This is a genomic window from Sinorhizobium sp. BG8 (genome assembly GCF_016864555.1).
GTDB lineage: Bacteria > Pseudomonadota > Alphaproteobacteria > Rhizobiales > Rhizobiaceae > BG8.
Window position 1 is genome coordinate 4,459,851 of record NZ_CP044011.1, and the last position, 25,752, is coordinate 4,485,602.

General features: G+C 62.9%; 17 protein-coding genes and 1 pseudogene. 15 read left to right on the plus strand and 3 right to left on the minus strand.

Annotation, left to right across the window (positions count from 1 at the left end; translation table 11 throughout):
- Window positions 1–272: 272 nt before the first annotated feature.
- Window positions 273–899 carry an exopolysaccharide biosynthesis protein gene (locus tag F3Y30_RS20770; protein WP_203424538.1) on the plus strand — a complete coding sequence of 209 codons (627 nt, stop codon included), beginning with the start codon at window positions 273–275 and terminating at the stop codon, window positions 897–899.
- Window positions 900–1,250: 351 nt separating this feature from the next.
- Window positions 1,251–2,780: an altronate dehydratase family protein gene (locus F3Y30_RS20775; RefSeq protein WP_246752822.1), complete on the plus strand. Its 1,530-nt coding sequence runs from the start codon at window positions 1,251–1,253 to the stop codon at window positions 2,778–2,780.
- 82 nt (window positions 2,781–2,862) lie between these two features.
- Here the strand turns inward: F3Y30_RS20775 and F3Y30_RS20780 are convergent, their stop codons facing one another.
- Window positions 2,863–3,540, minus strand: a complete 678-nt coding sequence (locus tag F3Y30_RS20780; protein ID WP_203424539.1) for a glutathione S-transferase family protein — start codon at window positions 3,538–3,540, stop codon at window positions 2,863–2,865.
- A 240-nt stretch (window positions 3,541–3,780) separates the two neighbouring features.
- On the opposite strand from F3Y30_RS20780, the gene F3Y30_RS20785 reads away from it, so the two are divergent.
- Window positions 3,781–4,224: an SRPBCC family protein gene (locus F3Y30_RS20785; protein ID WP_203424540.1), complete on the plus strand. Its 444-nt coding sequence runs from the start codon at window positions 3,781–3,783 to the stop codon at window positions 4,222–4,224.
- Between the two features lie 156 nt (window positions 4,225–4,380).
- Here the strand turns inward: F3Y30_RS20785 and F3Y30_RS20790 are convergent, their stop codons facing one another.
- Entirely contained in the window at window positions 4,381–5,418 is a 1,038-nt protein-coding gene (locus tag F3Y30_RS20790; protein WP_203424541.1) for a GntR family transcriptional regulator, read from the minus strand.
- 209 nt (window positions 5,419–5,627) lie between these two features.
- Here F3Y30_RS20790 and ilvD point away from each other — a divergent pair, with 209 nt between their 5' ends.
- Complete coding sequence (gene ilvD / locus F3Y30_RS20795) at window positions 5,628–7,463, plus strand: dihydroxy-acid dehydratase (protein WP_203424542.1); 1,836 nt, start codon at window positions 5,628–5,630, stop codon at window positions 7,461–7,463.
- Window positions 7,464–7,566: 103 nt separating this feature from the next.
- Here the strand turns inward: ilvD and F3Y30_RS20800 are convergent, their stop codons facing one another.
- Window positions 7,567–7,893 carry a lysozyme inhibitor LprI family protein gene (locus F3Y30_RS20800; RefSeq protein ID WP_203426714.1) on the minus strand — a complete coding sequence of 109 codons (327 nt, stop codon included), beginning with the start codon at window positions 7,891–7,893 and terminating at the stop codon, window positions 7,567–7,569.
- A gap of 274 nt (window positions 7,894–8,167) precedes the next feature.
- Here F3Y30_RS20800 and F3Y30_RS20805 point away from each other — a divergent pair, with 274 nt between their 5' ends.
- The 11 genes and pseudogenes from F3Y30_RS20805 to glgA all read left to right on the plus strand — a co-directional run bounded on the left by F3Y30_RS20805 (window position 8,168) and on the right by glgA (window position 25,751).
- On the plus strand, window positions 8,168–8,908 hold the full coding sequence (locus F3Y30_RS20805; protein ID WP_203424543.1) for a thioredoxin family protein: 741 nt from the start codon (window positions 8,168–8,170) through the stop codon (window positions 8,906–8,908).
- A gap of 107 nt (window positions 8,909–9,015) precedes the next feature.
- On the plus strand, window positions 9,016–9,783 hold the full coding sequence (locus F3Y30_RS20810) for a VOC family protein (RefSeq protein ID WP_203424544.1): 768 nt from the start codon (window positions 9,016–9,018) through the stop codon (window positions 9,781–9,783).
- A 242-nt stretch (window positions 9,784–10,025) separates the two neighbouring features.
- Complete coding sequence (locus F3Y30_RS20815; RefSeq protein WP_203424545.1) at window positions 10,026–13,346, plus strand: transglutaminase family protein; 3,321 nt, start codon at window positions 10,026–10,028, stop codon at window positions 13,344–13,346.
- Between the two features lie 66 nt (window positions 13,347–13,412).
- Window positions 13,413–15,764, plus strand: a pseudogene (locus F3Y30_RS20820) (circularly permuted type 2 ATP-grasp protein); the annotation flags it as partial.
- Window positions 15,765–15,829: 65 nt separating this feature from the next.
- Complete coding sequence (locus tag F3Y30_RS20825) at window positions 15,830–16,717, plus strand: transglutaminase family protein (protein ID WP_203424546.1); 888 nt, start codon at window positions 15,830–15,832, stop codon at window positions 16,715–16,717.
- 160 nt (window positions 16,718–16,877) lie between these two features.
- Entirely contained in the window at window positions 16,878–17,006 is a 129-nt protein-coding gene (locus F3Y30_RS26775; protein ID WP_348649856.1) for a hypothetical protein, read from the plus strand.
- A gap of 5 nt (window positions 17,007–17,011) precedes the next feature.
- The gene (locus F3Y30_RS20830; RefSeq protein WP_348649857.1) at window positions 17,012–18,094 is read left to right on the plus strand and encodes a vWA domain-containing protein; all 1,083 of its coding nucleotides are present in this window, start codon (window positions 17,012–17,014) and stop codon (window positions 18,092–18,094) included.
- Window positions 18,095–18,297: 203 nt separating this feature from the next.
- Window positions 18,298–20,760, plus strand: coding sequence for a glycogen/starch/alpha-glucan phosphorylase (locus F3Y30_RS20835; RefSeq protein WP_203424547.1), 2,463 nt, complete (start codon window positions 18,298–18,300; stop codon window positions 20,758–20,760).
- Window positions 20,760–22,970: a 1,4-alpha-glucan branching protein GlgB gene (glgB, locus tag F3Y30_RS20840; protein ID WP_203424548.1), complete on the plus strand. Its 2,211-nt coding sequence runs from the start codon at window positions 20,760–20,762 to the stop codon at window positions 22,968–22,970. Before F3Y30_RS20835 ends, glgB begins: the two co-directional genes overlap by 1 nt.
- A 20-nt stretch (window positions 22,971–22,990) precedes the next feature.
- Window positions 22,991–24,253, plus strand: coding sequence for a glucose-1-phosphate adenylyltransferase (gene glgC, locus F3Y30_RS20845; RefSeq protein WP_203424549.1), 1,263 nt, complete (start codon window positions 22,991–22,993; stop codon window positions 24,251–24,253).
- A gap of 58 nt (window positions 24,254–24,311) precedes the next feature.
- Complete coding sequence (gene glgA, locus F3Y30_RS20850) at window positions 24,312–25,751, plus strand: glycogen synthase GlgA (RefSeq protein ID WP_203424550.1); 1,440 nt, start codon at window positions 24,312–24,314, stop codon at window positions 25,749–25,751.
- The last annotated feature ends 1 nt before the right edge of the window (window position 25,752 follow it).

Genomic DNA, 25,752 nt, shown 5'->3' on the forward strand with positions numbered 1-25,752 from the left:
ACACGTCCTCGAAGAATTTTCGCGTGTCGTCCTGCTGGTTCGCCGCGGCATCAGATTGATTGCCGCCACGTTGCGCGCCTCGGATGAGCGCAGAAAACCGCCGGCACGAACGCCCCACGATGGATCATTTGGGTGATCGGCGGCCCGGGCCTTCCAAAACTTGCCACATCAGCCCATTATGGGCTCGCCGGTAGCCTGCTGCGTGGCCCACATTTGCCCGTGCGTGCAGCAAGCCACGCATGCATCTTCTCCACTTCGAGTAAAAGGCAGCTATGAGAGACATTCAGTTCAATGACACCATCGCCACGACGAGCAGCGTGCTTGAGAGCGCGCTCGACAATATCGACGGCGAGCACGTCACCCTTCGCGATCTGATCAGCGTCATGGGAGAACAGGGACTGTTGCTGCTTTGCGCGCTGCTTTCGCTGCCGTTCCTCTTCCCGGTATCGATCCCGGGCGTGTCGACGGCCTTCGGCGCCGGCATCGTGCTGATCAGCGCCGCGATCACTGCGAACCGGATCCCCTGGCTTCCTTCCGCGGTGGCGGACCGACAGATCCAGACGAGCCGCCTCAAGCCGACGCTGGAGCGCGGTCTCGGCCTGCTGCGTCGCATCGAGCGCTACGTGATGCCGAGAATGCCTGCGCTGACCAACGGCATTCTGATGAACCGCATCAACGGCCTTGCGATGATGGCGGCAGGCCTGCTGCTGATGCTGCCGCTGAGCTTCATACCCTTTTCGAACACATTGCCCGCGGTGGCTGTGCTCCTGTTCTCCGCCGGCATTTCTCAGCGTGACGGCCTGATCGTCGCCGGTGGCTTCGCAATGGTCGGCCTCACGGTGGTCTATTTCGGCGTCCTCGCCTACCTGGCAGTCAGCGCGGGCCAGAACCTGCTGTAAGTAGGGTTCCCGCAAGAGCGTTCAGCGCCTCTGCGACCGGAGTTCCTGCAAGACATGTCTCCCGGAAATGGTCACCAGACCCGGGAGACATGCGTGAGCTCGACGAGATGACTGTCGAGCGAACGCGTGGCCACCGGGCCGCAGGCGCTCCAACGAATAACACCCCATGATAAAGTGTTTCCGCCGGGATTTTCCAATCCCGGGAGGGCAACCATGCTCTGCGGATCTCATCATCCTCAGTGAACGATTTTGTGTGACCTGACATCGGCCTCCGGCGCTCGCCTCCCGTTATTGACTTTTGCAGACATTGTGCATAATTGCGTCGACTTCTCCCGTCACAGGAATTTCCCGATGCTCACACAGATGCCCGCCGTCCTTGTCCTGAACCCGAAAGACAATGTGGGCGTCGTGCCTGCGAACGTGGAAGCCGGCAGGCCTCTTGTCGCGGGCGTCGTTGCGGCCGAGCGAATCCCGCGCGGCCACAAGGTGGCGCTTGCCCCGATTTCCGAGGGCTCTCCCGTCCTGAAATATGGGCAGATCATCGGCTATGCCACGAAGGCGGTTCTTCCCGGCGAGCATGTTCACCTGCAGAACCTTGCGATCCTCGACGTCGAGCTCAAGCACGAGTTCTGCGTGGACAACGCCCCGCCCGAAATGGTCCCGCAGTCCCAGCAGCGCACCTTCGATGGCTACGACCGGGGCAACGGGCGCATCGGCACGCGCAATTTCATCGGCGTGCTCTCGACGGTAAACTGTTCCGCCACGGTTTCGCGCTATGTCGCGGAGCACTATGCCCGCAAGTTCCGCGAGACCGGACATGAAAACATCGACGGGGTCGTCGCCCTGACCTACGGCGGCGGCTGCGCGATCAACATGAAATCGGAAGGCGGCAGGATTCTTACCCGCACCTTCAAGGGCTATGCGCGCAACCCCAATTTCGGCGGCATCCTGATGATCGGCCTCGGCTGCGAGACCTTCCAGTACGGGCCGATGGTCGAAGAGGCAGGTCTCGAGGAAGGCAAGACCTTCCGCACCATGATGATCCAGAACCAGGGCGGCACACGCAGGACGATCGAGGCCGCCTGCGAGATGATCGACGACATGCTCCCCGACGTTGGCGCGATCAGGCGCACGCCACAGCCGCTCTCGGGCATCAAGCTCGCGCTCGAATGCGGCGGATCGGACGGCTATTCGGGGATTTCCGCCAATCCGGCGCTGGGGGTTGCCTCCGACATGCTGGTCAAGGAAGGCGCCACGACCGTGCTTTCGGAGACCCCGGAAATCTACGGCGCCGAGCACCTGCTGACCCGCCGCGCCAGCCGGCCCGAAGTCGCCGAGAAGCTCCTGTCGCGCATCGACTGGTGGCGCGAATACACGGCGAAGAACGATGCCGAGCTGAACAACAACCCCTCGCACGGCAACAAGGCCGGCGGCCTGACTACCATCCTGGAAAAGTCCCTCGGCGCCGTTGCCAAGGGCGGCTCCATGCCGCTCAATGCCGTCTATGAATATGCCGAGCAGGTGACGGAGAAGGGCTTCGTGTTCATGGATACGCCCGGCTACGACCCGGCCGCCGTCACCGGCCAGATCGCCGGCGGCTGCAACCTCGTCGCCTTCACCACCGGCCGCGGCTCCGTCTCGGGCTACAAGCCGGCGCCCTGCATCAAGATCGCCACCAACACGCCCATGTACGAGCACATCAAGGAAGACATGGACATCAACTGCGGCACGATCGTCGATGGCACCGAGACGATCGAGCAAGCCGGTCGCCGCATCTTTGAATTCGTCATCGAGACAGCGTCCGGCCGCAAGACCGCAAGCGAGGCCTACGACTACGGCGACAACGAGTTTGTGCCGTGGCAGGTCGGCGCGATCACCTGAGCACCGGGAAGGCAAGGCCGGACCTTCGGGTCCGGTCCAGCGACCGAACCGTGGAAAGCGCATGCACAGACGCAGGCGCCTGCTATGCGATGACGCCGCCGGGGCTCGTGTTCATCATCTCGGCATAGGCATCCGCCATCCCCTCGGTCTCCTGCAGATAGCGCGTTGCACCCGGGCGGGAGCGGACCATGTTGTACAGCGTGGCAATTGCCGGAAACCGCATGCACACAGTCCTCCGGTCGAGATACGCCACCCAGAAGCACAAGTAGAAATCGACAAGCGAGAAGCGGGATCCCAGCACATAGGGGCCCCTTTTTGCCAGCCTGCCATCCATCACGCCCAGGCGGCTGAGGACGAGCGATTTTGCCAGGTCCTGTATGCCGATGTCGTCCTCCCTTCTCAGCGAGAACCGGTGCGGAAAATGGAACCGCTTCATCTCGGGCTGTATGTCCCCGGCGATATGGAAGACCGTCGAGAGAAAGAGCCCCCGATCCGGGTCGGCCGATGAAGGGGCAAGATCTTCAAGCCGGTGCCGGTCGGCCAGGTAGACCATCAGCGCGGCGACTTCGTAGAGCACATCGCCTTCCGGCGTAATGAGCACTGGTATGAGACCGGCCGGGTTTACGGCGAGAAATTCCGCGGAGCGGTTTTCGCCGTTCAGAATGTCTATCTTCCTGAGTTCGTACTCTATCCCGCCTTCCTCAAGCACCCATTGGACGAGGGGTGCCCGGGTGAAGTCGCCTCCATAGAGAATGTACATCAGGCCCTCCCCGGGGTCGGGCGACGCATATGCGCGTATCGGCCCGCGTTCTCACAATACCATACCCGGTCGCGGTTCGGATTGGCCCACCTGATGATGACGGGTTCTGGTGCCCTCTCGGCGCCCGCCCGTGAGGCCGGAGGCAATTATACTGGACAACGGATCGATCCCGTGTCGGATTGGTAGAGCCTCGGTCGTCCTTGGGGTCTTCCGTTCTGTCAATTGAGAAGGATCACGACCATGCCGAATACCGTACGCCTGCACCGCGTTCTGGCGACAAGCCCCGAGAAGGTCTATCGCGCGTTCATCGAGGCGGATGCACTCGCCAAGTGGCTTCCGCCCAACGGCTTTACCTGCTCGGTGGAGTTCCTGGAGCCAAAGGTCGGCGGCAAGTTCAGAATGTCCTTCCGCAACTTCACGACAGGCAAGAGCCACGCATTTGGCGGCGAGTATCTCGATCTCGTGCCAGGCGAACGCCTGCGCTACACCGACAAGTTCGACGACCCCAGCCTTCCCGGCGAAATGGAGGTCGTCGTGAAGTTGAAGAAGGTGTCGGTCGGAACCGAGCTCGACATAACCCAGGCTGGTGTGCCGGACCTCATTCCGCCCGAGGCCTGCTATCTCGGCTGGCAGGAGTCGCTGCGAAACCTGGCAAGGCTCATCGAGCCGGACATCAACGAATAGCGCATCAGGATCGAGCAAAGATTGCCGGGCCGGGATCGCGTGGACGATCTGCGCGACCCGGTGCGAGCGGCCGAAAGGCGCGGGCGGATTACCAAGGCGAGCGGTCCCGCCGGGCCGTCGGCACCCGGCCGACGGCTTGTTCAGCCATGGCTTTTCTCAGTGCCCGATTTCGCTGGCATATCCCGGCCGCTCGGGCTCGCGCGACGAACGCATGTCCCTCACGCGCCCGATCACCTTCGAGAGTGAAATTGCGATGTGGTGCCTGAGCGCCTCGGACGCCGCATCGATATCGCCGGCCTCGAGCGCGCGGAAAATTACCAGATGCTCGGCGATGAACGGCTCGTTCGCAGGCATGGTGTGCGACACGCCCATGATGTGCTTGCTGACGTTCAGCATGAAGCGGGCGCGCCGTAGCGCGATCAGGATCTCCGGGTTCGGGCAATGGCCGAGGCAGGTGATGTGGAGATCGGTCTCCATCCCATCCATCTCCTCGATGGAAAGATCGGGATAGGCCGCAAGCGCGCGCTCGAGCCTTGCCGTCATTGCAAGCCGCTCGCCGGCTGGAATGAAGGGGAAAGCCTGCTTCAGCGCCACCGGTTCCAGAGCCACGCGAATGTCGTGCAGGTCCCGCATCCGTTTTTCGTCGAGAGGCACGATTGTCCAGCGCATGCGCTCGTCCTTTTCGACGATGCCGAGGCTTTCCAGCCGGGTCAGCGCATCGCGCGCCACCTGGCGGCCGACGCCGTGCACCCGGGCAAGCTCGATCTCGTTCACCCTGTGGCGGCCGAAGGCGGAGAGATGAACCATTTCCCGTTCGAGCGTCTCATAGATCGCTTCCCATCCGGCCGCCTTGCGCAGGCCCTGCGCCTCTTCCCCGATGCCGAACATTCCGGGCGTCAGCGCGACCTTGAGCGGCGCGGCCCTGCCCTTCCCCACCAGGAAGCCGCGCCCGTCGAAGCGCTTGATGAGACCCGTTTCCTCAAGCAGCATGAAGGCCTGGCGGACCGGCGTACGCGTGGAGGCAAAGATGCCGGCCACATGCCCCTCGAGCAGGAGCGCGCCTTCCGGCAACCGCCCCGTCGAGATGGCCTCGGCAAGGGTGTCCCTGATGCGGAGATAGAGAGGGCTGCTATCGGGATTGGCTGCGTCCATCGTGTCGGACCCGTGTTTCGGCATTCCACGCTCTGCGTTCATGAAAGCCGGACACTCCCACAAACGCACCCTGCCGACAACAGTCAAAACGCAACCCCGTGCGACAGGAAATTGCGTCGCCCCGCTAAAAAATCGTCATTCCTTTCGTGACGCGGCGAGTGTTTTGCGCTAGGGAACCCTGGATTGAGGCTGGCATGGCCGCCGTTTGACGCCCATATGCTCAGTCGTATCCGTTTTCGAGGAATGCACTCATGCCCGCATATCGCTCCCGAACCACCACCCACGGCCGCAACATGGCCGGTGCACGCGGCCTCTGGCGCGCGACCGGCATGAAGGACTCGGATTTCGGCAAGCCGATTATTGCGGTGGTGAACTCCTTCACCCAGTTCGTCCCCGGTCACGTCCACCTCAAGGATCTCGGCCAGCTGGTCGCACGCGAGATCGAGGCAGCCGGCGGCGTTGCAAAGGAATTCAATACGATCGCGGTCGACGACGGCATCGCCATGGGCCATGACGGCATGCTCTATTCGCTGCCGTCGCGCGAGATCATCGCGGACTCTGTCGAGTACATGGTCAATGCCCATTGCGCCGACGCCATGGTCTGCATCTCGAACTGCGACAAGATCACCCCCGGCATGCTGAATGCCGCGATGCGCCTCAACATTCCGTCCGTCTTCGTCTCCGGTGGCCCGATGGAAGCCGGAAAGGTCGTTCTTCACGGCAAGAAGCACGCGCTCGACCTGGTCGATGCCATGGTTGCCGCCGCCGACGACAAGATCTCCGACGAGGACGTCAAGGTCATCGAGCGCTCCGCCTGCCCGACCTGCGGCTCCTGCTCCGGCATGTTCACGGCCAACTCGATGAACTGTCTGACCGAAGCCCTCGGCCTGTCGCTGCCGGGTAACGGCTCGACGCTCGCCACCCACGCCGACCGCAAGCGCCTGTTCGTCGAGGCCGGTCATCTCGTCGTCGACCTCGCCCGCCGTTACTACGAGCAGGAAGATGAAAGCGTGCTGCCGCGCAACGTTGCCAACAAGAAGGCCTTCGAGAACGCCATGTCGCTCGACATTGCGATGGGAGGCTCGACCAATACGGTGCTGCACATCCTCGCCGCCGCCTACGAAGGCGGGATCGACTTCACGCTGGACGACATCGACCGTCTGTCGCGCAAGGTGCCGTGCCTGTCGAAGGTGGCACCGGCGAAGAACGACGTTCACATGGAAGACGTCCACCGCGCGGGCGGCATCATGCGCATTCTCGGCGAACTCGATCGCGGTGGCCTTATCCACCGCAATAGCCCGACTGTGCATGCCGAAACACTCGGCGACGCCATCGACCGCTGGGATATCACCCGCACCAGCAGCGAAACCGTTCGCACCTTCTTCCGCGCGGCACCGGGCGGCATCCCGACCCAGGTCGCCTTCAGCCAGGAGGAGAGGTGGGACGATCTCGACACCGACGGCGAAAAGGGCGTCATCCGCTCGGTCGAACACCCCTTCTCCAAGGACGGCGGGCTTGCCGTGCTGAAGGGCAACATCGCGCTCGACGGCTGCATCGTGAAGACGGCGGGCGTGGATGAGTCCATCCTGAAGTTCACCGGCCCGGCGGTCGTCTTCGAAAGCCAGGACGCAGCCGTCAAGGGCATCCTTGGCAACGAAGTGAAGGCCGGCGACGTCGTCGTCATCCGCTACGAAGGCCCGAAGGGCGGCCCGGGCATGCAGGAAATGCTGTATCCGACGAGCTACCTCAAGTCGAAGGGCCTCGGAAAAGCCTGCGCGCTCGTCACTGACGGCCGCTTCTCCGGCGGCACCTCCGGCCTCTCGATCGGCCATGCCTCGCCGGAAGCGGCGCAAGGCGGCACGATCGGTCTGGTGCGCCAGGGCGACATCATCGAAATCGACATCCCGAACCGCACTATCAATCTCGCGATCTCGGATGCAGAACTTGCCGTCCGTCGCGCCGAGCAGGACAAGCTTGGCTGGAAGCCGGCACAACCGCGCAAGCGCAACGTTACCACGGCACTCAAGGCCTATGCCGCGTTTGCCAGCTCCGCCGACCTCGGCGCAGTGCGCATCCTGCCGGAATGATATCCATATGGCTCAGCCCGGAGACCTCCGCCTGAGCCATATGCCGCCCCCCCGCAAGCGTCGTGAAGACAATGTCAGCTGCCCGTGACGATCGTTTGGGCCGTCACAGCGGCCTGCTGATGTTCTTGTAGGCCTGGTCGAGTTCCAGCATGCGCTTCTCATAGGCGCGTCCGATGCAATCGGCATCGCCGCCGCAGGCCTGCCGCTCCTTGAGCCACGCCGCCTGCTGGTCCTGGAGCGTGCCGCGCGCACCCATCGCCAGAAGGCCCGACAACAGATCGAAGGTCGTGACCATGCGCACGTCCGCATCGTTCAGCTTCCGGTTTTCGCAGATCGCTTTCTCGTCCGCGGCAAGTTCGGCAGCGTCGCAATCGAAGCTCGCGGCCTCGGCCCGAGATGTCACCGCGATCAGGCAAACGACCGCCGCCATCACCGGCTGCGAGCGGAAAAGACTGAGAAATTGCATACCTCGCATGATGTCAGGTTCCTCGTGATCATCTCCTGCTCCAGATAGCGCACACTTTTTTTTGACAAGGCGTGTCGGATTGCTGCCCTTTCCTTCGTCTACAGGTAACGGCGCGGATGAAGGAGGTTGCAGCCGGGTGGTTCGCCCCCTCCGGAACCCGTCGGATTTTTGACAGATACGAGAAACGTTGATATCAACTCATACAGTCGAAATGTCTTGTGAAAGAGGAGTTACGAGCATGAGACCAGATCACGAGGTCGTATCCCGTGAGGAGTGGCTGGAGGCGCGCAAGGCGCTCCTGGCGATGGAGAAGGAAGAAACCCGCCTCAGGGACAAGGTCAGGGCCGAGCGCCTGACGCTGCCCTGGGTGAAAGTGGACAAGACCTACACATTCGATACACCGACCGGCAAGAAGACCTTGGCCGAACTCTTCGACGGCCGAAGCCAGCTGATGGTCTACCACTTCATGTTCGGCCCCGACTGGGAAGCCGGATGCCCCGGATGCTCGTTCATGGCGGATCACATCGACGGCATGTTGACCCACCTGAACCACCACGACGTGACCTATGTCTGCGTCTCTCGGGCACCGCTGGATAAGATCGAAGCCTACAAGAAGCGCATGGGCTGGAACTTCCCCTGGTTTTCCTCCTACGGCAGCGACTTCAACTTCGACTACCACGTGTCCTTCTCCAAGGACGAGCTGGCGCGCGGGACGGTCTACTACAACTACCGCGACACGCCCTCTGCGGATGCACACGACGAACTGCCCGGCATGAGCGCCTTCATCCAGGACGAAGCGGGCAACGTCTATCACACCTACTCCGACTATGCCCGGGGCGGCGAGGAATGCCTCACCACGCTGATGGTCCTCGACCGGGCACCGAAGGGGCGCAACGAGACGGGCACGCTGAGCTTCGTCAAGCGCCATGACGAATATGAGGACGCAGCCCCGAAGAAGGCCAATGCCTGCTGTGACTGACAGGTACGTCTCGAAACGAAGCGGGCTTTGACCCGCGGCACCCGACCGCAGCGTCCACGCGATTGATTGCGGCCGGAAAGCCGAAAACACAATCTTGGGAGAAGAGAATGACCAAGCATCAAGGAAGATTTGTCTGGTACGAGCTCATGACCAGCGACATCAGCGCGGCCGAGAATTTCTACAAGTCGGTCGTGGGCTGGAGCGCCAAGGACGCAGGCATGCCGGACATGAAGTACACGATCGTTTCTGCGGGCGAACGGATGATTGCCGGCCTGATGACGACCCCGAAGGAGGCGGAAGGCATGCCGCCGGCCTGGATCGGCTACATCTATGCCGACGACGTGGACGCCACGGCGAAGGAGATCGCTGCCAAGGGTGGCAAGGTGCACCGCCAGCCGGACGACATTCCCAATATCGGTCGCTTCGCCGTGGTCGCAGACCCTCATGGTGCAATCTTTTCGATCTTCAGCTCGGCCAGCGAGGGCGAGCCCCCTGCCGATCCGATGTCCCCCGGCCATGTCGGCTGGCATGAGCTGATGGCCGGCGATCTCGAAAGCGCATGGAGCTTCTACGCCCAGCTCTTCGGCTGGACCAAGGACGAGGCACTCGACATGGGAGAGATGGGCACATACCAGCTCTTCAAGATCAACGACCAGACGGCAGGCGGCATGATGACCAAGCCGAAGGACCTGCCGGCACCGCCCTACTGGGGCTTCTATTTTACGGTCGATGCCATTGATTCGGCGATCGAGCGCGTCAATGCCGGTGGCGGCAAGGTGGTCATGGGGCCGATGGAAGTCCCCGGCGGCGCCTGGATCATCAACGGTGTCGACCCGCAGGGAGCCTATTTCTCGCTGGTAGCGCCGAAGCGCTGATTGCTCGAAGGCCCGCGCCCGGCGCACCCATCCGGTGCCCGTGCGCGGGCCTCCGCGCGGCGGAGGCAGGTCGTTCGGCCCGCGTTGCCCGCCGTTGCGATCCATATCCCGCAGGCTGGCGCCCGCTCGACGGCGCGAAGATCCGAACGCTGTTCGCCATTCCTGCTTGCAATCCTTCTTTGCATTGCACAAACTTCCACGGATGGCGGCAAAGACCGTCACCGAGGGGATAAAAATCGCGCATGTCGATAAAGGCCAGCATCTACCACCTGACCCACTACAAGTATGACAACCCGGTCCGCCTCGGACCGCAGATCATAAGGCTGAAGCCGGCCGCCCATTCGAAGACCAAGGTCATAAGCCACTCACTCAAGGTTTCGCCGGCAAATCACTTCGTCAATCTGCAGCAGGACCCCTACGGCAACTATCTTGCCCGATATGTTTTTCCTGATCCGGTGAGCGAACTGAAGATCGAGGTTGATCTCGTCGCCGACATGACGGTCTACAACCCCTTCGATTTCTTCGTCGAGGAGGAGCACGAAAACTGGCCCTTCAGCTATCCGCAGGAGCTGCGGGAAGACCTGATGATTTACACGCAGCCGGAGCCCATGGGGCCTGCGCTCGAAGCGTTCATGAAGACGATCGACAGGTCCCGCCAGCGGACCGTGGACATGGTGGTCGGCATCAATGCCCGCCTGCAGCACGACGTCGGCTACGTGATCCGCATGGAACCGGGCGTCCAGACGCCCGAGGAGACGCTGACCACGGCGCGCGGGTCCTGCCGTGACTCGAGCTGGCTGCTCGTCCAGGTGCTGCGCAATCTCGGCTATGCCGCCCGCTTCGTCTCAGGCTACCTCATCCAGCTCACGCCCGACCTGAAGGCCCTCGACGGTCCCTCCGGTACCGAAGTGGATTTCACCGACCTCCATGCCTGGTGCGAGGTTTACATTCCGGGCGCCGGCTGGATCGGGCTCGACCCTACCTCGGGCCTCCTGACCGGGGAGAGCCACATTCCCCTCGCCGCCACGCCGCACTACCGCAACGCTGCGCCGATATCGGGCGGCTACTTCGGCCATGCCAACACCTCGTTCGATTTCGACATGAGAGTGACCCGGGTGGCCGAGCATCCGCGCATTACCAAGCCCTTTTCCGACGAATCCTGGGAGGCGCTGAACGCGCTTGGCAAGGACGTCGACCGCGTTCTCGCGAGCAACGACGTACGCCTCACCATGGGCGGAGAGCCCACCTTCGTCTCGGTCGACGACTTCGAATCCGGGGAATGGAACACCGATGCCGTGGGTCCGACCAAGCGCGAGAAGGCGGATACGCTGATCCGTCGCCTCAGGGAACGCTTCGCACCGGGCGGCTTCCTCCACTATGGACAAGGCAAGTGGTATCCGGGCGAAAGCCTTCCGCGCTGGACGTTCTCGCTCTACTGGCGCCGCGACGGCAAGCCGATCTGGTCCGATCCGAAGCTCATCGCCGTGGAAGGCAAGTCCTCTCCGGTGACGACGGACGACGCGGAACGATTGCTCTCGGGAATGGCCGCCGAACTCGGCATCGCGAAGGAGATGGTCGTACCCGCCTTCGAGGATCCTGCCGAGTGGCTGATCAAGGAGGCCAACCTTCCCGACAACGTCGACCCGTCCAACTCGAAGCTCGAGGATCCGGAGGAGCGGACCCGTATCGCCCGCGTCTTCGAACGTGGCCTCACCAGTCCGACCGGCTATGTTCTGCCCGTCCAGCGCTGGAACGCGCAGGCCAAGGACGTACGCTGGATGAGTGAAAAATGGCGGACGCGTCGGGGGCGGATCTTCCTGGTGCCGGGCGACAGCCCCGTCGGCTACCGCCTGCCGCTCGGATCGCTGCCATGGGTTTCCGTCTCGGCCTATCCCTACATCAATCCGGTGGACCCGACGGTCGAGCGCCCCGAACTGCCTGATTTCACCGAGGAAAAGGGCCGGACCATGGCGGCCGTGCACTTCCAGGCGGCGACCGGCCAGCAGCAGATTAACCCGCAAAGCACGGAAGAGATCGACGGCCATGTACGCACCGCCATCAGCGTCGAACCGCGCGAAGGCCGGCTGTGCGTGTTCATGCCGCCGACGACGAGCCTGGAAGAGTATCTGGACCTCATCGCATCCGCCGAGCGCGCCGCCGCGGCGCTGAAGCTGCCCGTCCACATCGAAGGCTATGCTCCGCCGCAGGACGAGCGCCTGAATGTCATCCGCGTGGCGCCGGATCCCGGAGTGATCGAGGTCAACATCCATCCGGCTTCGAACTGGCAGGAATGCGTCTCCATCACCTCGGCGGTCTATGAGGAGGCTCGCCAGAGCCGCCTCGGCGCCGACAAGTTCATGATCGACGGTCGCCACACGGGCACGGGCGGCGGCAACCACGTCGTCGTCGGCGGCAGGAACCCGAACGACAGCCCGTTCCTTCGCCGCCCTGATCTGCTCAAGAGCCTCGTCCTGCACTGGCAGCGCCATCCTTCGCTGTCCTATCTCTTCTCGGGCATGTTCATCGGCCCCACCAGCCAGGCACCGCGCATCGACGAAGCCCGTCACGATTCGCTCTACGAGCTGGAGATCGCCCTTTCCCAGATCCCTGCCCCCGGCAAGGGCGCAGCACCCCTGCCGTGGCTGGTCGACCGGCTCTTCCGCAACCTGCTCGTGGACGTCACCGGCAACACCCACCGTTCCGAGATCTGCATCGACAAGCTGTTCTCGCCGGACGGCCCGACCGGTCGCCTCGGCCTTGTCGAGTTTCGTGGCTTCGAGATGCCGCCGAACGCGCGCATGAGCCTCGCCCAGCAGCTTCTCGTCCGCGCACTGATTGCGCGCTTCTGGCTGCAACCCGCCGACGGCAGGTTCGTTCGCTGGGGCACGACGCTGCACGACCGGTTCATGCTGCCTCACCATGTCTGGCAGGATTTCCTCGAGGTGCTTGCCGATCTGAAAACCAACGGCTTCGATTTCCGTCCCGAATGGTTCGAGGCCCAGCTGGAGTTCCGCTTCCCCTTCTGCGGCGAGGTCGAGTACGAGGGCGCCACGCTCGAACTGAGGCAAGCGCTGGAGCCCTGGCACGTGATGGGCGAGCAGGGAGCGATCGGCGGTACGGTCCGCTATGTCGATTCCTCTGTCGAAAGGCTGCAGGTAAAGCTAGAGTCCGCCAATCCCGGGCGCTATGCCGTTACGTGCAACGGGCGGCCGCTTCCTCTCGCCAGGACCGGCGCCAACGGCGTTTCGGTCGCAGGCGTCAGGTACAAGGCCTGGCAGCCCGCTTCCGGGCTCCATCCGGTTCTGCCCGTAAACACCCCGCTCACATTTGACATTTATGATACATGGTCGCGCCGGGCGATCGGCGGATGCATTTATCACGTTGCCCATCCGGGTGGGCGCAACTATGAGACATTTCCGGTGAACGGAAATGAAGCGGAAGCGCGTCGGCTGGCGCGTTTCGAACCGTGGGGACATACGGCTGGCGGATATACGGTCTGGCCGGAGACACCATCTCCGGAATTTCCGTTGACGCTGGACCTTAGGCGCCCCGCAGGAGTGTAGGGATTGACGAGAAAGGTCGCCGAGGCAGAGCGTTCCGGTACCGGGCTTTCTGGAAAGCCGGTAGACGGTTACGCGCCGCTGTCCGGCATTGCCGACGAGATGGTCGATACCAACGGCAGCGTCCGCCCCGTGTGGCGCCGCCTGCTTTCGGCGATCGAGAAGATGGACGAAACGGAACTTGCGAACCGCTTCGCCCGCGCCGACCGCTACCTGAGGGATGCCGGCGTCTTCTATCGCGCTTACGGAGGCAAGGAATCGGGCGCCGAACGCGCCTGGCCGCTTTCGCATGTCCCGGTGCTGATCGACGAAGCCGAATGGGAAAACCTGTCCCGCGGCATCATCCAGCGCGCCAATCTGCTCGAGATGATCGTCGCCGACATCTACGGCAAGAACAGGCTTGTGGCCGAGGGGCACCTGCCGCCGGCGCTGATCGCCTCGAATGCGGAGTTCCTGCGCCCGCTCGTCGGCGTCGCGCCCGCTGACGGCCATTTCCTCCATTTCTGTTCCTTCGAGATCGGCCGTGGCCCGGATGGGACATGGTGGGTCCTTTCCGACCGGACCCAGGCTCCGTCAGGCGCCGGTTTCGCGCTTGAGAACCGGGTGGCGACCACCCGCGCCTTCTCCGACATCTACGCCGAAACGCACGTGCACCGCCTCGCCGGCTTCTTCGGCGAGTTCCGCGAGACGTTGCAGGGCAACAAGCTGCATTCCGAGGATCGCATCGCCGTCCTGACGCCCGGCCTTGCGAACGAGACCTATTTCGAGCACGCCTATATCGCCCGCTACCTGGGCTTCATGCTTCTCGAAGGCGAGGACCTGACGGTCGTCGACGACAAGGTCATGGTCCGCACCGTTGCCGGCCTCAAGCCTGTGGGCGTGCTCTGGCGCCGCCTCGACGCGACGTTCGCCGATCCGCTCGAATTGAACCAGAACTCCCACATCGGCACGCCCGGCATGGTCGAGGCGCTGAGGGCGGGGTCCGTCAGCATCGTCAACGCGCTTGGCTCCGGCATACTCGAGACCCGTGCGCTGCTCGCCTTCATGCCCGGCATCTGCCGCCACCTGATGGGCGAAGACCAGATACTGCCGAGCATCGCCACCTGGTGGTGCGGCCAGAAGGCCGAACGCGAACATGTCGCCCGCAGCATCGAGAAGATGGTCATCGGGCCCGCCTACTCGACCCGTCCCTTCTTCGACGACAACGAGCAGTCGGTGCTCGGCTCGTCGCTGACGGACAACGCGAAGGTCTCGATTTCCGATTGGCTCGCCGCCGACGGAGCCAAGCTCGTCGGCCAGGAAGCGGTGACGCTGTCCACCACGCCGGCCTTCGTGAACGGCAAGCTGGTTCCGCGACCGATGAGCCTCCGTGTCTTCGCGGCGCGCACGCGCGACGGCTGGCAGATCATGCCCGGCGGCTTCGCGCGCATAGGCGCGGACAACAACGTCTCCGCCATCGCCATGCAGAAGGGCGGCTCGGCGGCGGACGTCTGGATCGTCAGCTCCAAGCCGGTCGCCCGCACCACGCTTCTCCCGGCCGAGGAAACCTTTACCCGCAACATGCCGGGAAGCCTGCCGAGCCGGGCAGCGGACAATCTCTACTGGCTCGGTCGCTACATCGAGCGCGCCGAGGGGGCGCTGCGCATCCTGCGCGCCTGGCACGGCCGGTTCGCTGAGTACGCGGACCCGGAACAGCCGCTCCTGAAGGACGTCAGCACCTATCTCGACGTGCTGGATATCGACACCGCCGAAGCGGTTCCGAGCAGCCTGATACGCAACATCGAAAGCGCGGTGTTCAGCGCCAGCAACATCCGCGACCGCTTCTCGCCCGACGGCTGGCTGGCCCTTACCGATCTTTCCAAGACCGCACGTCGCTTCCACGTCAGCGTCGAGGCTGGCGACGACGCGACGCGGGCGATGACCGTGCTGCTCAGGAAGCTTGCGGGCTTTGCCGGTCTCGTCCACGAAAACATGTACCGGTTCACCGGCTGGCGCTTCCTGTCGATCGGACGCTATCTCGAGCGCGGACTGCATATGACGCGCCTGCTTGGCCACATGTCTGGCGAGGATGCACCGGATGGCGCGCTGGACATGCTTCTTGAGATCGGCGACAGCGTCATGACGCACCGCAGGCGCTACAACGTCGCCACCGCGCGCCTCACCGTGACCGATCTTCTCGCACTCGATCCGCTCAATCCTCGCTCCGTGCTCTATCAGCTGAACGAGATCAAGAACGAGGTCGAGCAACTGCCGAACGCCTTCTCCAACGGACAGATGTCGCCCTTCTACCGCGAGGCCATGAGGCTGCATGCGGGCCTTGCGGTCATGACGCCCGAAGGCATGTCGGGCCCGATCTACAAACGGTTCGAACAGGAACTGGAAAAGCTTTCCGACGTTCTCGGCCAGACCTATCTGAGTTGAGCCGAGAGAACCCAGACGGACACTGACCCGCCCAATCTACCTCACGAGGGACACGCATTCCGCCCATGCTTTACGATGTCACCCTCCGGATCGAATACGTCTATGACACGCCGGTTTCCGGCGGACGCCACATGGTGCGCGTTCTCCCGCTCTCGATCGGCGGTCGCCAGAGGCTCGTTGCAGGATCGATCGACGTCATGCCGCGGCCGATCGAACGCACCAACGTGACGGACTTCTTCGACAATCCCGCCATGTCGATCCTCTTCCGCAGCGTACATGACCGGCTCGACATCAAGATGCAGGCGCGCGTCCACGTCGACGGCCAGGATCCGACACCCGACTTCTCGCCGCAGCTTGATGGCCTTCCCGACGACATCGTGAGCTACTGGTCGCTCGACGCCGGTTCTCCCCACCACTATGTCGGCCCAAGTCCTCGCCTTCCCCACTGCCCCGAGATTGCCGAGTATGCGAGCCGGTTCGTCACCCCGGACATGACGGTGCGTGAAATCGCAAAGGCCATCTGCGCCGGCATCCACAAGGACTTCACCTACGATGCGAAGGCCACCACCGTGGACACGACGCCGCGCGAATCCTTCAAGCTGAAGCGTGGCGTCTGCCAGGACTTCACCCATGTCATGATCGTCGCGTTGCGCAGTCTCGGCATCCCGGCCGGATATGTCAGCGGTTTCCTGCGCACGATCCCGCCACCCGGCAAGGAACGGCTGGAAGGAGCCGACGCGATGCACGCATGGGTGCGTTTCTGGGGCGGGCGGATCAACGGCTGGATGGAGCTCGATCCCACCAACAACATTCCCGCCGGAACGGACCACATCGTGGTCGGCTACGGCCGCGACTATTCCGACGTGGCGCCGGTGATCGGCATCCTGAAGGGATACGGCCGCCACAAAACGGATCAGGCCGTGGACGTCGTACCCGTTCATCAGTTCGCGTGAGGGCGGGATTCCCGAATGTAAACAGCCTGGGTGACCCTCAAAGTGCCGAAAATTCGGCATTGGTGCAATTTTACTAAAACTACACCACCCGGTAGAACCGATAAATAAGAGTTCGCTGCTACTTTCCCCCCAACATTATGACAATGGGTGGGTAAGTCAGATGAGTGACAACAGGCAACGGCAGGCATCTTTCCTGAAACTCTACAAGGACCGTCTCGGCAATTTCTCCATGCTGACGGCGCTCGTCCTGCCGGTCCTGCTGGGGCCGGCGGCGTCGCGATCGACCTGACCGGCATGATCCGGACCAAGGCCAACCTCCAGGACGCAACGGACGCTGCCGCACTTGCAGCCGCCGCCGCGATGACCAAGCAGGGCTTCACCGCGGAAGCGGCAAAGCTCCTGGCGATGAACTTCCTAAAGACGCAGATGGGTAGCACCAACAGCGTCGACGGGGAGGACGAGGCAAAAGGTGACGGCGGCAGCGACATCGACTCCAACTCGTCCGTCACCGTTACCGAAACCGCCCTTGAAGGCGGCGGCAAATCCTACAAGGTCGAGGTCAGCGCCAAGTACGACTTCATTTTCAATCCGTTGACCCAGCTCTTCGGCCAGGAGTCGACGACGCTGAACGCCGAAAGCACGGCCGAAAGCGGCACCGAATCGAAGAACGCGCTTTCGATGTACTTCGTGCTCGACCGTTCCGGCTCCATGGCTGAGGATACGTCCACGAAGACGACCTACACCTGCTACGACAAGAAGGGCAACGCGAAGACCTGCACGGGCTATCTGACCAAGATGGAATCCCTGAAGCTGGCGACCGCCGACCTTCTCACGCAGATGAAGACGGCAGACCCGACGGAGACCTACGTTCGCACGGCGGCGATCTCCTACAACTCCGCCGCCCAGACACCCACGGCCTTCGCCTGGGGCACGTCCGGCGTGCTGTCCTACGTGAATGCGCTTACCGCATCCGGCAATACGGACTCCTCGACCCCGTTCAAGACGGCCTACCAGACGCTCGCGACAACGGCTGAGGATACCGCGCACAAGAACAAGGCGAACAACGGCCAGGTGCCGACGAAGTACATCGTCTTCATGACGGACGGTGACAACACGTCGTACAACGGCAGCTCCAGCGGCAGTGCCGGGACCTCGGCCGACACCGAAACCAAGAAGTGGTGCGACAAGGCCAGGACCGACAAGATGGAGGTCTACACGATCGCCTTCATGGCACCGACCCGCGGCCAGACCCTTCTGAAGTATTGCGCCACCACCACGAGCCACTACTTCGCGGCGGAAAGCGCGACCGACCTGATCGCCGCCTTCAAATATATCGGCCAGCAGAGCTCCGCAGTCGTCGCCCGCCTGACGAAATAGCGGTTCCGAAACAGCAATTCACGATCAGCCCCGCTTCGCGCCGCGAAGCGGGGCTTTGCATTTCAGGGCTTTTGCCCGTACTTCCGACAGACGCTCAGTTAATGAAAATGGTATATTGCAAGCGCTTCGGATAGATGCATAAATCGGACCGTGGATTGATTTTCATGAAGCCGATCAAGAATTAAAGGGGATAGCGTCCTGCTATGACGAACCGGGTTTCCGCCACCGACCTCCCCACTCCGGCGCTACGCTCGTCGAATCCGGATCAGATCGCCACCGAGCTTCTCGAGCGTCTGAAATACCGTATCGGCAAGGATCCGAAGGTCGCCAAGCCGCATGACTGGCTGACCGCTGCGATCCTGGTGGCGCGCGACCGCATTACCGACAAATGGATGGAATCGACCCGTCGCACCTACGCGACTGGCGCCAAGCGCGTCTATTATATGTCGCTCGAGTTCCTCATCGGCCGCCTGATGCGCGATGCGATGACGAACATCGGCATAATGGACGAGATGCGGGCAGCGCTGACGTCCCTCGGCGTGGACATCGACATAATCGCGGAGCTCGAACCCGATGCGGCGCTCGGCAATGGCGGCCTTGGCCGTCTCGCGGCCTGTTTCATCGAATCGATGGCGACGGTGGACGTGCCGGCCTATGGCTACGGCATCCGCTACGTCCATGGCCTGTTCCGCCAGCAGATGGCCGACGGCTGGCAGGTGGAACTGCCCGAGACCTGGCTGGCCCACGGCAACCCCTGGGAATTCGAACGCCGCGAAAGCTCCTACGAAATCGGCTTCGGCGGCTCGGTCGAGACGGTCAACATCGGCGAGGACAGGCAGCGTTTCGTCTGGAAGCCTGCCGAGCGGGTGATCGCGACAGCCTATGATACGCCGGCCGTCGGCTGGCGTGCGAAGCGCGTCAATACCCTTCGCCTCTGGGCGGCCAATCCCATCGATCCGATATTGCTCGATGCGTTCAATGCCGGCGACCACATCGGGGCGCTGCGCGAAAGCAACAAGGCCGAAAGCCTGACCCGCGTGCTCTATCCGGCCGACGCAACGCCCGCGGGCCAGGAACTGCGGCTGCGTCAGGAGTTCTTCTTCTCCTCGGCGTCGCTGCAGGACATCCTGCGCCGCCATCTGCAGCAGTACCCGGATTTCACCTCCCTCCCGGACGCGGTGGCGATCCAGCTGAACGATACCCACCCGGCGGTTTCCGTTGCCGAGCTCGTGCGCCTGCTGACTGACGTTCACGGCATGGATTTCGACATCGCCTGGGATATCGCTCGCAGGACCTTTTCCTACACCAACCACACCCTGCTGCCGGAAGCGCTGGAAAGCTGGCCTGTACCGCTGTTCGAACGGCTCCTGCCCCGCCACATGCAGATCGTCTATGCGATCAACGCGAAGATCCTGCTCGTCGCACGCAAGGAAAAGCAGTACGACGATCCCCGCATCCGCAACATATCGCTGATCGAGGAAAGCGGAGAGCGGCGCGTGCGCATGGGCAACCTCGCCTTCGTCGGCTCGCATTCCGTCAACGGCGTATCCGCGCTTCACACGGAGCTGATGAAGGAGACCGTCTTTGCCGATCTCCACCGGCTCTACCCGGACCGCATCAACAACAAGACCAACGGGATCACGCCGCGCCGCTGGCTGATGCAGTGCAATCCGGGCCTGTTCGGCCTCGTCCGCGAGGCGATCGGCGATGACTTCGTCGACAATGCCGAAGCGTTGACCGCGCTCGACGCCCATGCCGGCAACGCTGAGTTCCAGGAGCGCTTCGCGGCCATCAAGCGGGCAAACAAGAACCGGCTGGCAAACCTCGTCCAGAGCCGCATGGGCGTGCGCATCGATCCTTCGGCGATGTTCGACATCCAGATCAAGCGCATCCACGAGTACAAGCGCCAGCTTCTCAACATCGTCGAGGCCGTGGCTCTCTACGACCAGATGCGCTCGCATCCCGAGCTCGACTGGGTGCCGAGGGTCAAGCTCTTCGCGGGCAAGGCTGCCCCGAGCTACCACAACGCCAAGCTCATCATAAAGCTCGCGAACGACGTGGCGCGCGTGATCAACAACGATCCGTCCGTGCGCGGCCTTCTGAAGGTGGTGTTCGTCCCGAACTACAACGTCTCGCTCGCCGAGGTGATGGTGCCCGCGGCCGACCTGTCCGAGCAGATCTCCACCGCCGGGATGGAGGCATCGGGCACGGGCAACATGAAGTTCGCCCTGAACGGTGCGCTCACCATCGGCACGCTCGATGGCGCCAACGTCGAGATGCGCGATCACGTCGGCCCCGAGAACATCATCATCTTCGGCATGACCGCGGCGGAAGTCGCCAAGGTCCGCGCGGATGGCCACAACCCGCGGGAAATCATCGAGGCTTCGCCCGAACTGTCGCAGGCGCTCGCCGCGATATCTTCCGGCGTCTTCTCGCCCGACGACCGCAACCGCTTCACCGCACTCGTCGACGGCATCTACAATCACGACTGGTTCATGGTGGCCGCTGATTTCGAGGCCTACGCCAAGGCGCAGCGCGAAGTCGATGCGCTCTGGAATGACAAGGCAGCCTGGAACTCCAAGGCGATCCTCAACACTGCCCGGATGGGCTGGTTCTCTTCCGACCGGACGATTCGTCAGTATGCGACCGAGATCTGGAGAGCCTGATGAAGGACGCGCAAAACAAAGGCGCGGACGCTGCGTCAGGGCCCCTGACGCGTTCAGACATTGATGCGATTCTCGGAGCCAGGCACCCCGATCCCTTCGCTGTCCTGGGACTTCACGAAAGCGGCGGGAAATACGATACGCGCTGCTTCATCCCCGGTGCGCTGTCCGTCACGGCGGAGACGCTGGCGGGCAAGGAAATCGGCGTGCTGGAGCGCCTTGACCCCGCCGGCATCTTTGCCGGCAGCGTCTCCGTTCGCAAGCAGCAGCCGATCAGATACCGTGCCCGCAACGACGGCGGCGAATGGATCGTGGTCGATCCATACAGCTTCGGCCCGGTTCTCGGACCGATGGACGACTACTATATCCGGCAGGGTTCGCACCTGCGTCTCTTCGATCGCATGGGTGCCCATCCTCTCAATCTGGATGGGGTCGATGGGTTCCACTTCGCCGTATGGGCCCCCAATGCGCAACGCGTTTCGGTGGTCGGCGAATTCAATTCGTGGGATGGACGCCGCCACGTCATGCGGCTGCGGCGCGATACCGGCATATGGGAGATATTCCTCCCCGGCGTTCCGGCCGGAAGCGCCTACAAGTACGAAATCGTCGGCAAGAATGGCGACCTCCTGCCGCTGAAGGCGGATCCCTTCGCCCGCCGTTCGGAATTGCGTCCCCAGAACGCATCGGTGACCGCGGCCGAAATCGAACAGGAGTGGCAGGACGAGGCCCACCGCGCCTTCTGGTCGTCAACCGACGCGCGCCGGCAGCCGATTTCGATTTATGAGGTCCATGCGACCTCCTGGCAGCGGCGTACCAACGGCGAGATGCTAACCTGGGACGAGCTTGCGGAAAAGCTGATCCCCTACTGCGTCGACATGGGCTTCACCCACATCGAGTTCCTGCCCATCACGGAGTACCCGTTCGATCCCTCCTGGGGCTATCAGACAACGGGCCTCTACTCGCCGACCGCCCGTCTCGGGGAGCCGGAGGGACTGACGCGTTTCGTCAACGGCTGCCATAAGGTGGGCATCGGCGTCATTCTCGATTGGGTGCCGGCGCATTTTCCGACGGACGAGCATGGCCTCATGTGGTTCGACGGCACGGCGCTTTACGAGCACGAGGACCCGCGCCAGGGCTTCCACCCCGACTGGAACACGGCCATCTACAACTTCGGCCGCATGGAGGTCCTTGCCTACCTGTTGAACAACGCCCTCTACTGGGCGGAGAAGTTTCATCTCGACGGGCTGCGCGTCGATGCCGTCGCGTCCATGCTCTACCTCGACTATTCGCGCAAGCATGGCGAATGGGTACCGAACGAATACGGCGGCAACGAAAATCTGGAGGCGGTGCGTTTTCTCCAGAACATGAACGCCCGTGTCTATGGCAGCCATCCCGGCATTCTGACCATCGCGGAGGAATCGACCTCCTGGCCGAAGGTCTCGCACCCTGTCCACGAGGGCGGCCTCGGCTTCGGCTTCAAGTGGAACATGGGGTTCATGCACGACACGCTGCAGTATCTGTCGCGTGAGCCGGTGCATCGCAAGTTCCACCACAACGACATGACCTTCGGATTGCTCTACGCATTCTCCGAGAATTTCGTGTTGCCCCTTTCGCACGACGAGGTGGTTCACGGGAAAGGGTCGCTGATCGCCAAGATGGCTGGTGACGACTGGCAGAAGTTCGCGAACCTCAGGGCCTATTACTCCTTCATGTGGGGATATCCCGGCAAGAAGCTGCTGTTCATGGGACAGGAATTCGCTCAGTGGCAGGAATGGAGCGAAAGCAAGGCCCTCGACTGGAACCTGCTGGAGTATCCGCTTCACGCCGGAATGCGCCGGCTGGTCAGGGACCTGAACGGAACATATCGCCGCAAGCCTGCCCTCCATGCCCGCGACTGCGAGGGTGAAGGGTTCGAATGGCTGATCGCCGACGACCGCGACAACTCGGTCTTCGCCTGGCTGCGCAAGGCGCCGGGCGAGAAGATGATCGCCGTGATCACCAACTTCACGCCCGTCTACCGGGAGAACTATTCCGTGCCCCTGCCTGTCGAAGGCAGATGGAAGGAAATCCTGAACAGCGATGCCGAGATCTACGGAGGAAGCGGGAAGGGCAACGGAGGCGCCGTTCAGGCGATAAAAGACAATAAGGGAACAGTGTCGGCCGCAATCACTTTGCCACCCCTGGCAACATTGATGCTGGAACAGGACACGTAGTCGTTTGTCGGGAGGACACTATGGATCAAAAGCGAATTCAACCCCTCGCCCGTGACGCCATGGCCTACGTGCTCGCAGGCGGGCGCGGCAGCCGTTTGAAGGAACTCACGGACCGCCGGGCAAAGCCGGCCGTCTATTTCGGCGGCAAGGCGCGCATCATAGACTTTGCGCTTTCCAACGCCCTGAACTCCGGCATCAGGCGCATCGGGGTCGCCACGCAGTACAAGGCGCATTCGCTGATCAGGCACCTGCAGCGGGGCTGGAACTTCTTCCGCCCGGAGCGCAACGAAAGCTTCGACATCCTCCCGGCCAGCCAGCGCGTCTCCGAGACGCAATGGTATGAAGGCACGGCCGATGCGGTCTACCAGAACGCGGATATCATCGAGGACTACGGCGTCGAGTACATGGTGATTCTCGCCGGGGACCACATCTACAAGATGGACTACGAATTGATGCTGCAGCAGCACGTCGATTCGGGCGCCCACGTGACGATCGGCTGCCTGGAAGTGCCGCGCATGGAAGCGACCGGCTTCGGCGTCATGCACGTCGACGAGAAGGACGAGATCATCGCCTTCGTCGAGAAGCCTGCCGATCCTCCCGGCATACCCGGCAATCCGGAAATGGCACTGGCGTCGATGGGGATCTACGTCTTCCATACGAAATTCCTGATGGAACTGCTGCGGCGCGACGCGGCCGACCCCAACTCCAGCCGGGATTTCGGCAAGGACATCATCCCCTACATCGTCGAGAACGGCAAAGCGGTGGCACATCGGTTCGCCGCCTCCTGCGTGCGCTCCGACTTCGAGCGCGAGGCCTACTGGCGGGATGTCGGAACGGTGGACGCCTACTGGCAGGCGAACATCGACCTCACCGACATTACGCCCGAGCTGGACATCTACGACGGCACCTGGCCGATATGGACGTTTGCGGAAATCAGGCCGCCGGCCAAGTTCGTCCACGACGACGACAACCGGCGCGGCTCCGCGATCTCGTCGCTCGTCTCGGGCGATTGCATCATCTCGGGCTCCTCGCTTCATCGCAGCCTGCTCTTCACCGGCGTGAGGGCAAACTCCTATTCGCGTCTCGAGGGAGCGGTGGTCCTGCCCGACGTCAAGATCGGTCGCCATGCGCAGCTGAGGAACGTCGTCATCGACCGCGGCGTGATCATTCCGGAAGGGCTGATCGTCGGCGAGGATCCGGACTTCGACGCAAAGCGATTCCGTCGGTCGAGCGGCGGCATCTGCCTGATTACCCAGGCCATGATCGACAAGCTCGATCTCTAAGACACCACTCCGGGGCGCTGCTCCGGAGCACATCCAGAGCAGTTAGGACCCATCCCCGATGAACGTACTTTCGGTGGCATCCGAAGTCTTCCCGCTGATCAAGACCGGCGGGCTTGCCGATGTCGCAGGAGCGCTTCCGGTGGCGCTGGCGGGGCATGGCGTACGCGTGCGCACGCTCGTTCCCGGCTATCCGGCAGTGGTCCAGAGCCTGACGTCGTCGGAGGTCGTCGCGGAGTTTCCCGACCTCTTCGGCGAGGAGGCGCGCGTTCTCGCCGCCACCCATGCGGGTCTCGACATTCTGGTTCTGGATGCCCCGGGCTTCTTCGACCGCACGGGCGGCCCCTATACCGATGCGACGGGCAAGGACTTCGTCGACAACTGGAAGCGCTTCGCCGCGCTTTCCTATGTCGGCGCCGAAATCGCCCGCGGCCGGATTGCCGGCTGGAAGCCGGACATCGTCCACGCCCACGACTGGCAGGCAGCGATGACGCCGGTCTACATGCGCTTCACCGGGATTGCGAACACGCCTTCCGTGATGACCGTCCACAATCTCGCATTTCAGGGGCAGTTCGGACCGCAGATCTTTCCCAGCCTCGCCTTGCCGCCCGAGGCCTTCAGCGTCGACGGCCTCGAGTACTACGGCGACGTCGGTTTCCTGAAGGGTGGGCTCCAGACCGCCTGGGCGATCACGACGGTAAGTCCCACCTACGCCCATGAAATCATGATGCCGGAATTCGGGATGGGCCTCGAGGGCCTGATGAATGCCCGCGCCTCCGAACTGTGGGGCATCGTCAACGGTATCGACACCGCGATCTGGAACCCCGAACTGGACCCGCACATCGCAGGCACCTTCTCCGCCGGCTCGCTTCGCCGTCGCTTGGTCAATCGCAAGGCGCTTTCGGATCGATTCGGCCTCCATGACGACCAGGGTCCGATCTTCTGCGTCGTCAGCCGGCTCACCTGGCAGAAGGGGATCGACCTCATCATCGAAGTGGTCGACTGGATTGTCTCGCAGGGCGGCAAGCTTGCCGTTCTCGGCTCGGGCGACCAGGGCCTGGAAGGCGCGCTTCTGGCAGCAGCCTCACGTCACCGCGGCCGGGTCGGAATCGCGATCGGCTATGACGAGCCGCTGTCGCACCTGATGCAGGCGGGCGCCGACGCCATCCTCATTCCCTCGCGTTTCGAGCCCTGCGGCCTTACCCAGCTTTACGGTTTGCGCTACGGCTGCATCCCCGTCGTCGCGCGTACCGGCGGTCTTGCGGACACGGTGATCGATGCCAACCAGGCGGCGCTCACCGCGCGAGTGGCGACCGGTTTCCAGTTCACCCCGATCAATGCTGAAGGGTTGCGTCAGGCATTGAGACGGGTATTCAAGGCCTATCACGAGCCCAAGGTCTGGGCACGGCTGCAAAATCAGGGCATGAAGTCCGACGTTTCCTGGGAGCACAGTGCCGAGCGGTACGCGCATCTCTACTCCAGCCTCCTTGCGAGAGTGTAAG

What these genes read in the sequence shown, in the direction of transcription:
- F3Y30_RS20815 (WP_203424545.1), top strand. Translation starts at nt 10,026, where the DNA reads ATGTCGATAAAGGCCAGCATCTACCACCTGACCCACTACAAGTATGAC.
- F3Y30_RS20785 (WP_203424540.1), top strand. Translation starts at nt 3,781, where the DNA reads ATGCCGAATACCGTACGCCTGCACCGCGTTCTGGCGACAAGCCCCGAG.
- F3Y30_RS20830 (WP_348649857.1), top strand. Translation starts at nt 17,012, where the DNA reads ATGATCCGGACCAAGGCCAACCTCCAGGACGCAACGGACGCTGCCGCA.
- F3Y30_RS20780 (WP_203424539.1), bottom strand. Translation starts at nt 3,540, where the DNA reads ATGTACATTCTCTATGGAGGCGACTTCACCCGGGCACCCCTCGTCCAA.
- F3Y30_RS20770 (WP_203424538.1), top strand. Translation starts at nt 273, where the DNA reads ATGAGAGACATTCAGTTCAATGACACCATCGCCACGACGAGCAGCGTG.
- glgA (WP_203424550.1), top strand. Translation starts at nt 24,312, where the DNA reads ATGAACGTACTTTCGGTGGCATCCGAAGTCTTCCCGCTGATCAAGACC.
- glgB (WP_203424548.1), top strand. Translation starts at nt 20,760, where the DNA reads ATGAAGGACGCGCAAAACAAAGGCGCGGACGCTGCGTCAGGGCCCCTG.
- F3Y30_RS20810 (WP_203424544.1), top strand. Translation starts at nt 9,016, where the DNA reads ATGACCAAGCATCAAGGAAGATTTGTCTGGTACGAGCTCATGACCAGC.
- glgC (WP_203424549.1), top strand. Translation starts at nt 22,991, where the DNA reads ATGGATCAAAAGCGAATTCAACCCCTCGCCCGTGACGCCATGGCCTAC.
- F3Y30_RS20790 (WP_203424541.1), bottom strand. Translation starts at nt 5,418, where the DNA reads ATGAACGCAGAGCGTGGAATGCCGAAACACGGGTCCGACACGATGGAC.
- F3Y30_RS26775 (WP_348649856.1), top strand. Translation starts at nt 16,878, where the DNA reads ATGAGTGACAACAGGCAACGGCAGGCATCTTTCCTGAAACTCTACAAG.
- F3Y30_RS20800 (WP_203426714.1), bottom strand. Translation starts at nt 7,893, where the DNA reads ATGGCGGCGGTCGTTTGCCTGATCGCGGTGACATCTCGGGCCGAGGCC.
- ilvD (WP_203424542.1), top strand. Translation starts at nt 5,628, where the DNA reads ATGCCCGCATATCGCTCCCGAACCACCACCCACGGCCGCAACATGGCC.
- F3Y30_RS20805 (WP_203424543.1), top strand. Translation starts at nt 8,168, where the DNA reads ATGAGACCAGATCACGAGGTCGTATCCCGTGAGGAGTGGCTGGAGGCG.
- F3Y30_RS20825 (WP_203424546.1), top strand. Translation starts at nt 15,830, where the DNA reads ATGCTTTACGATGTCACCCTCCGGATCGAATACGTCTATGACACGCCG.
- F3Y30_RS20835 (WP_203424547.1), top strand. Translation starts at nt 18,298, where the DNA reads ATGACGAACCGGGTTTCCGCCACCGACCTCCCCACTCCGGCGCTACGC.
- F3Y30_RS20775 (WP_246752822.1), top strand. Translation starts at nt 1,251, where the DNA reads ATGCTCACACAGATGCCCGCCGTCCTTGTCCTGAACCCGAAAGACAAT.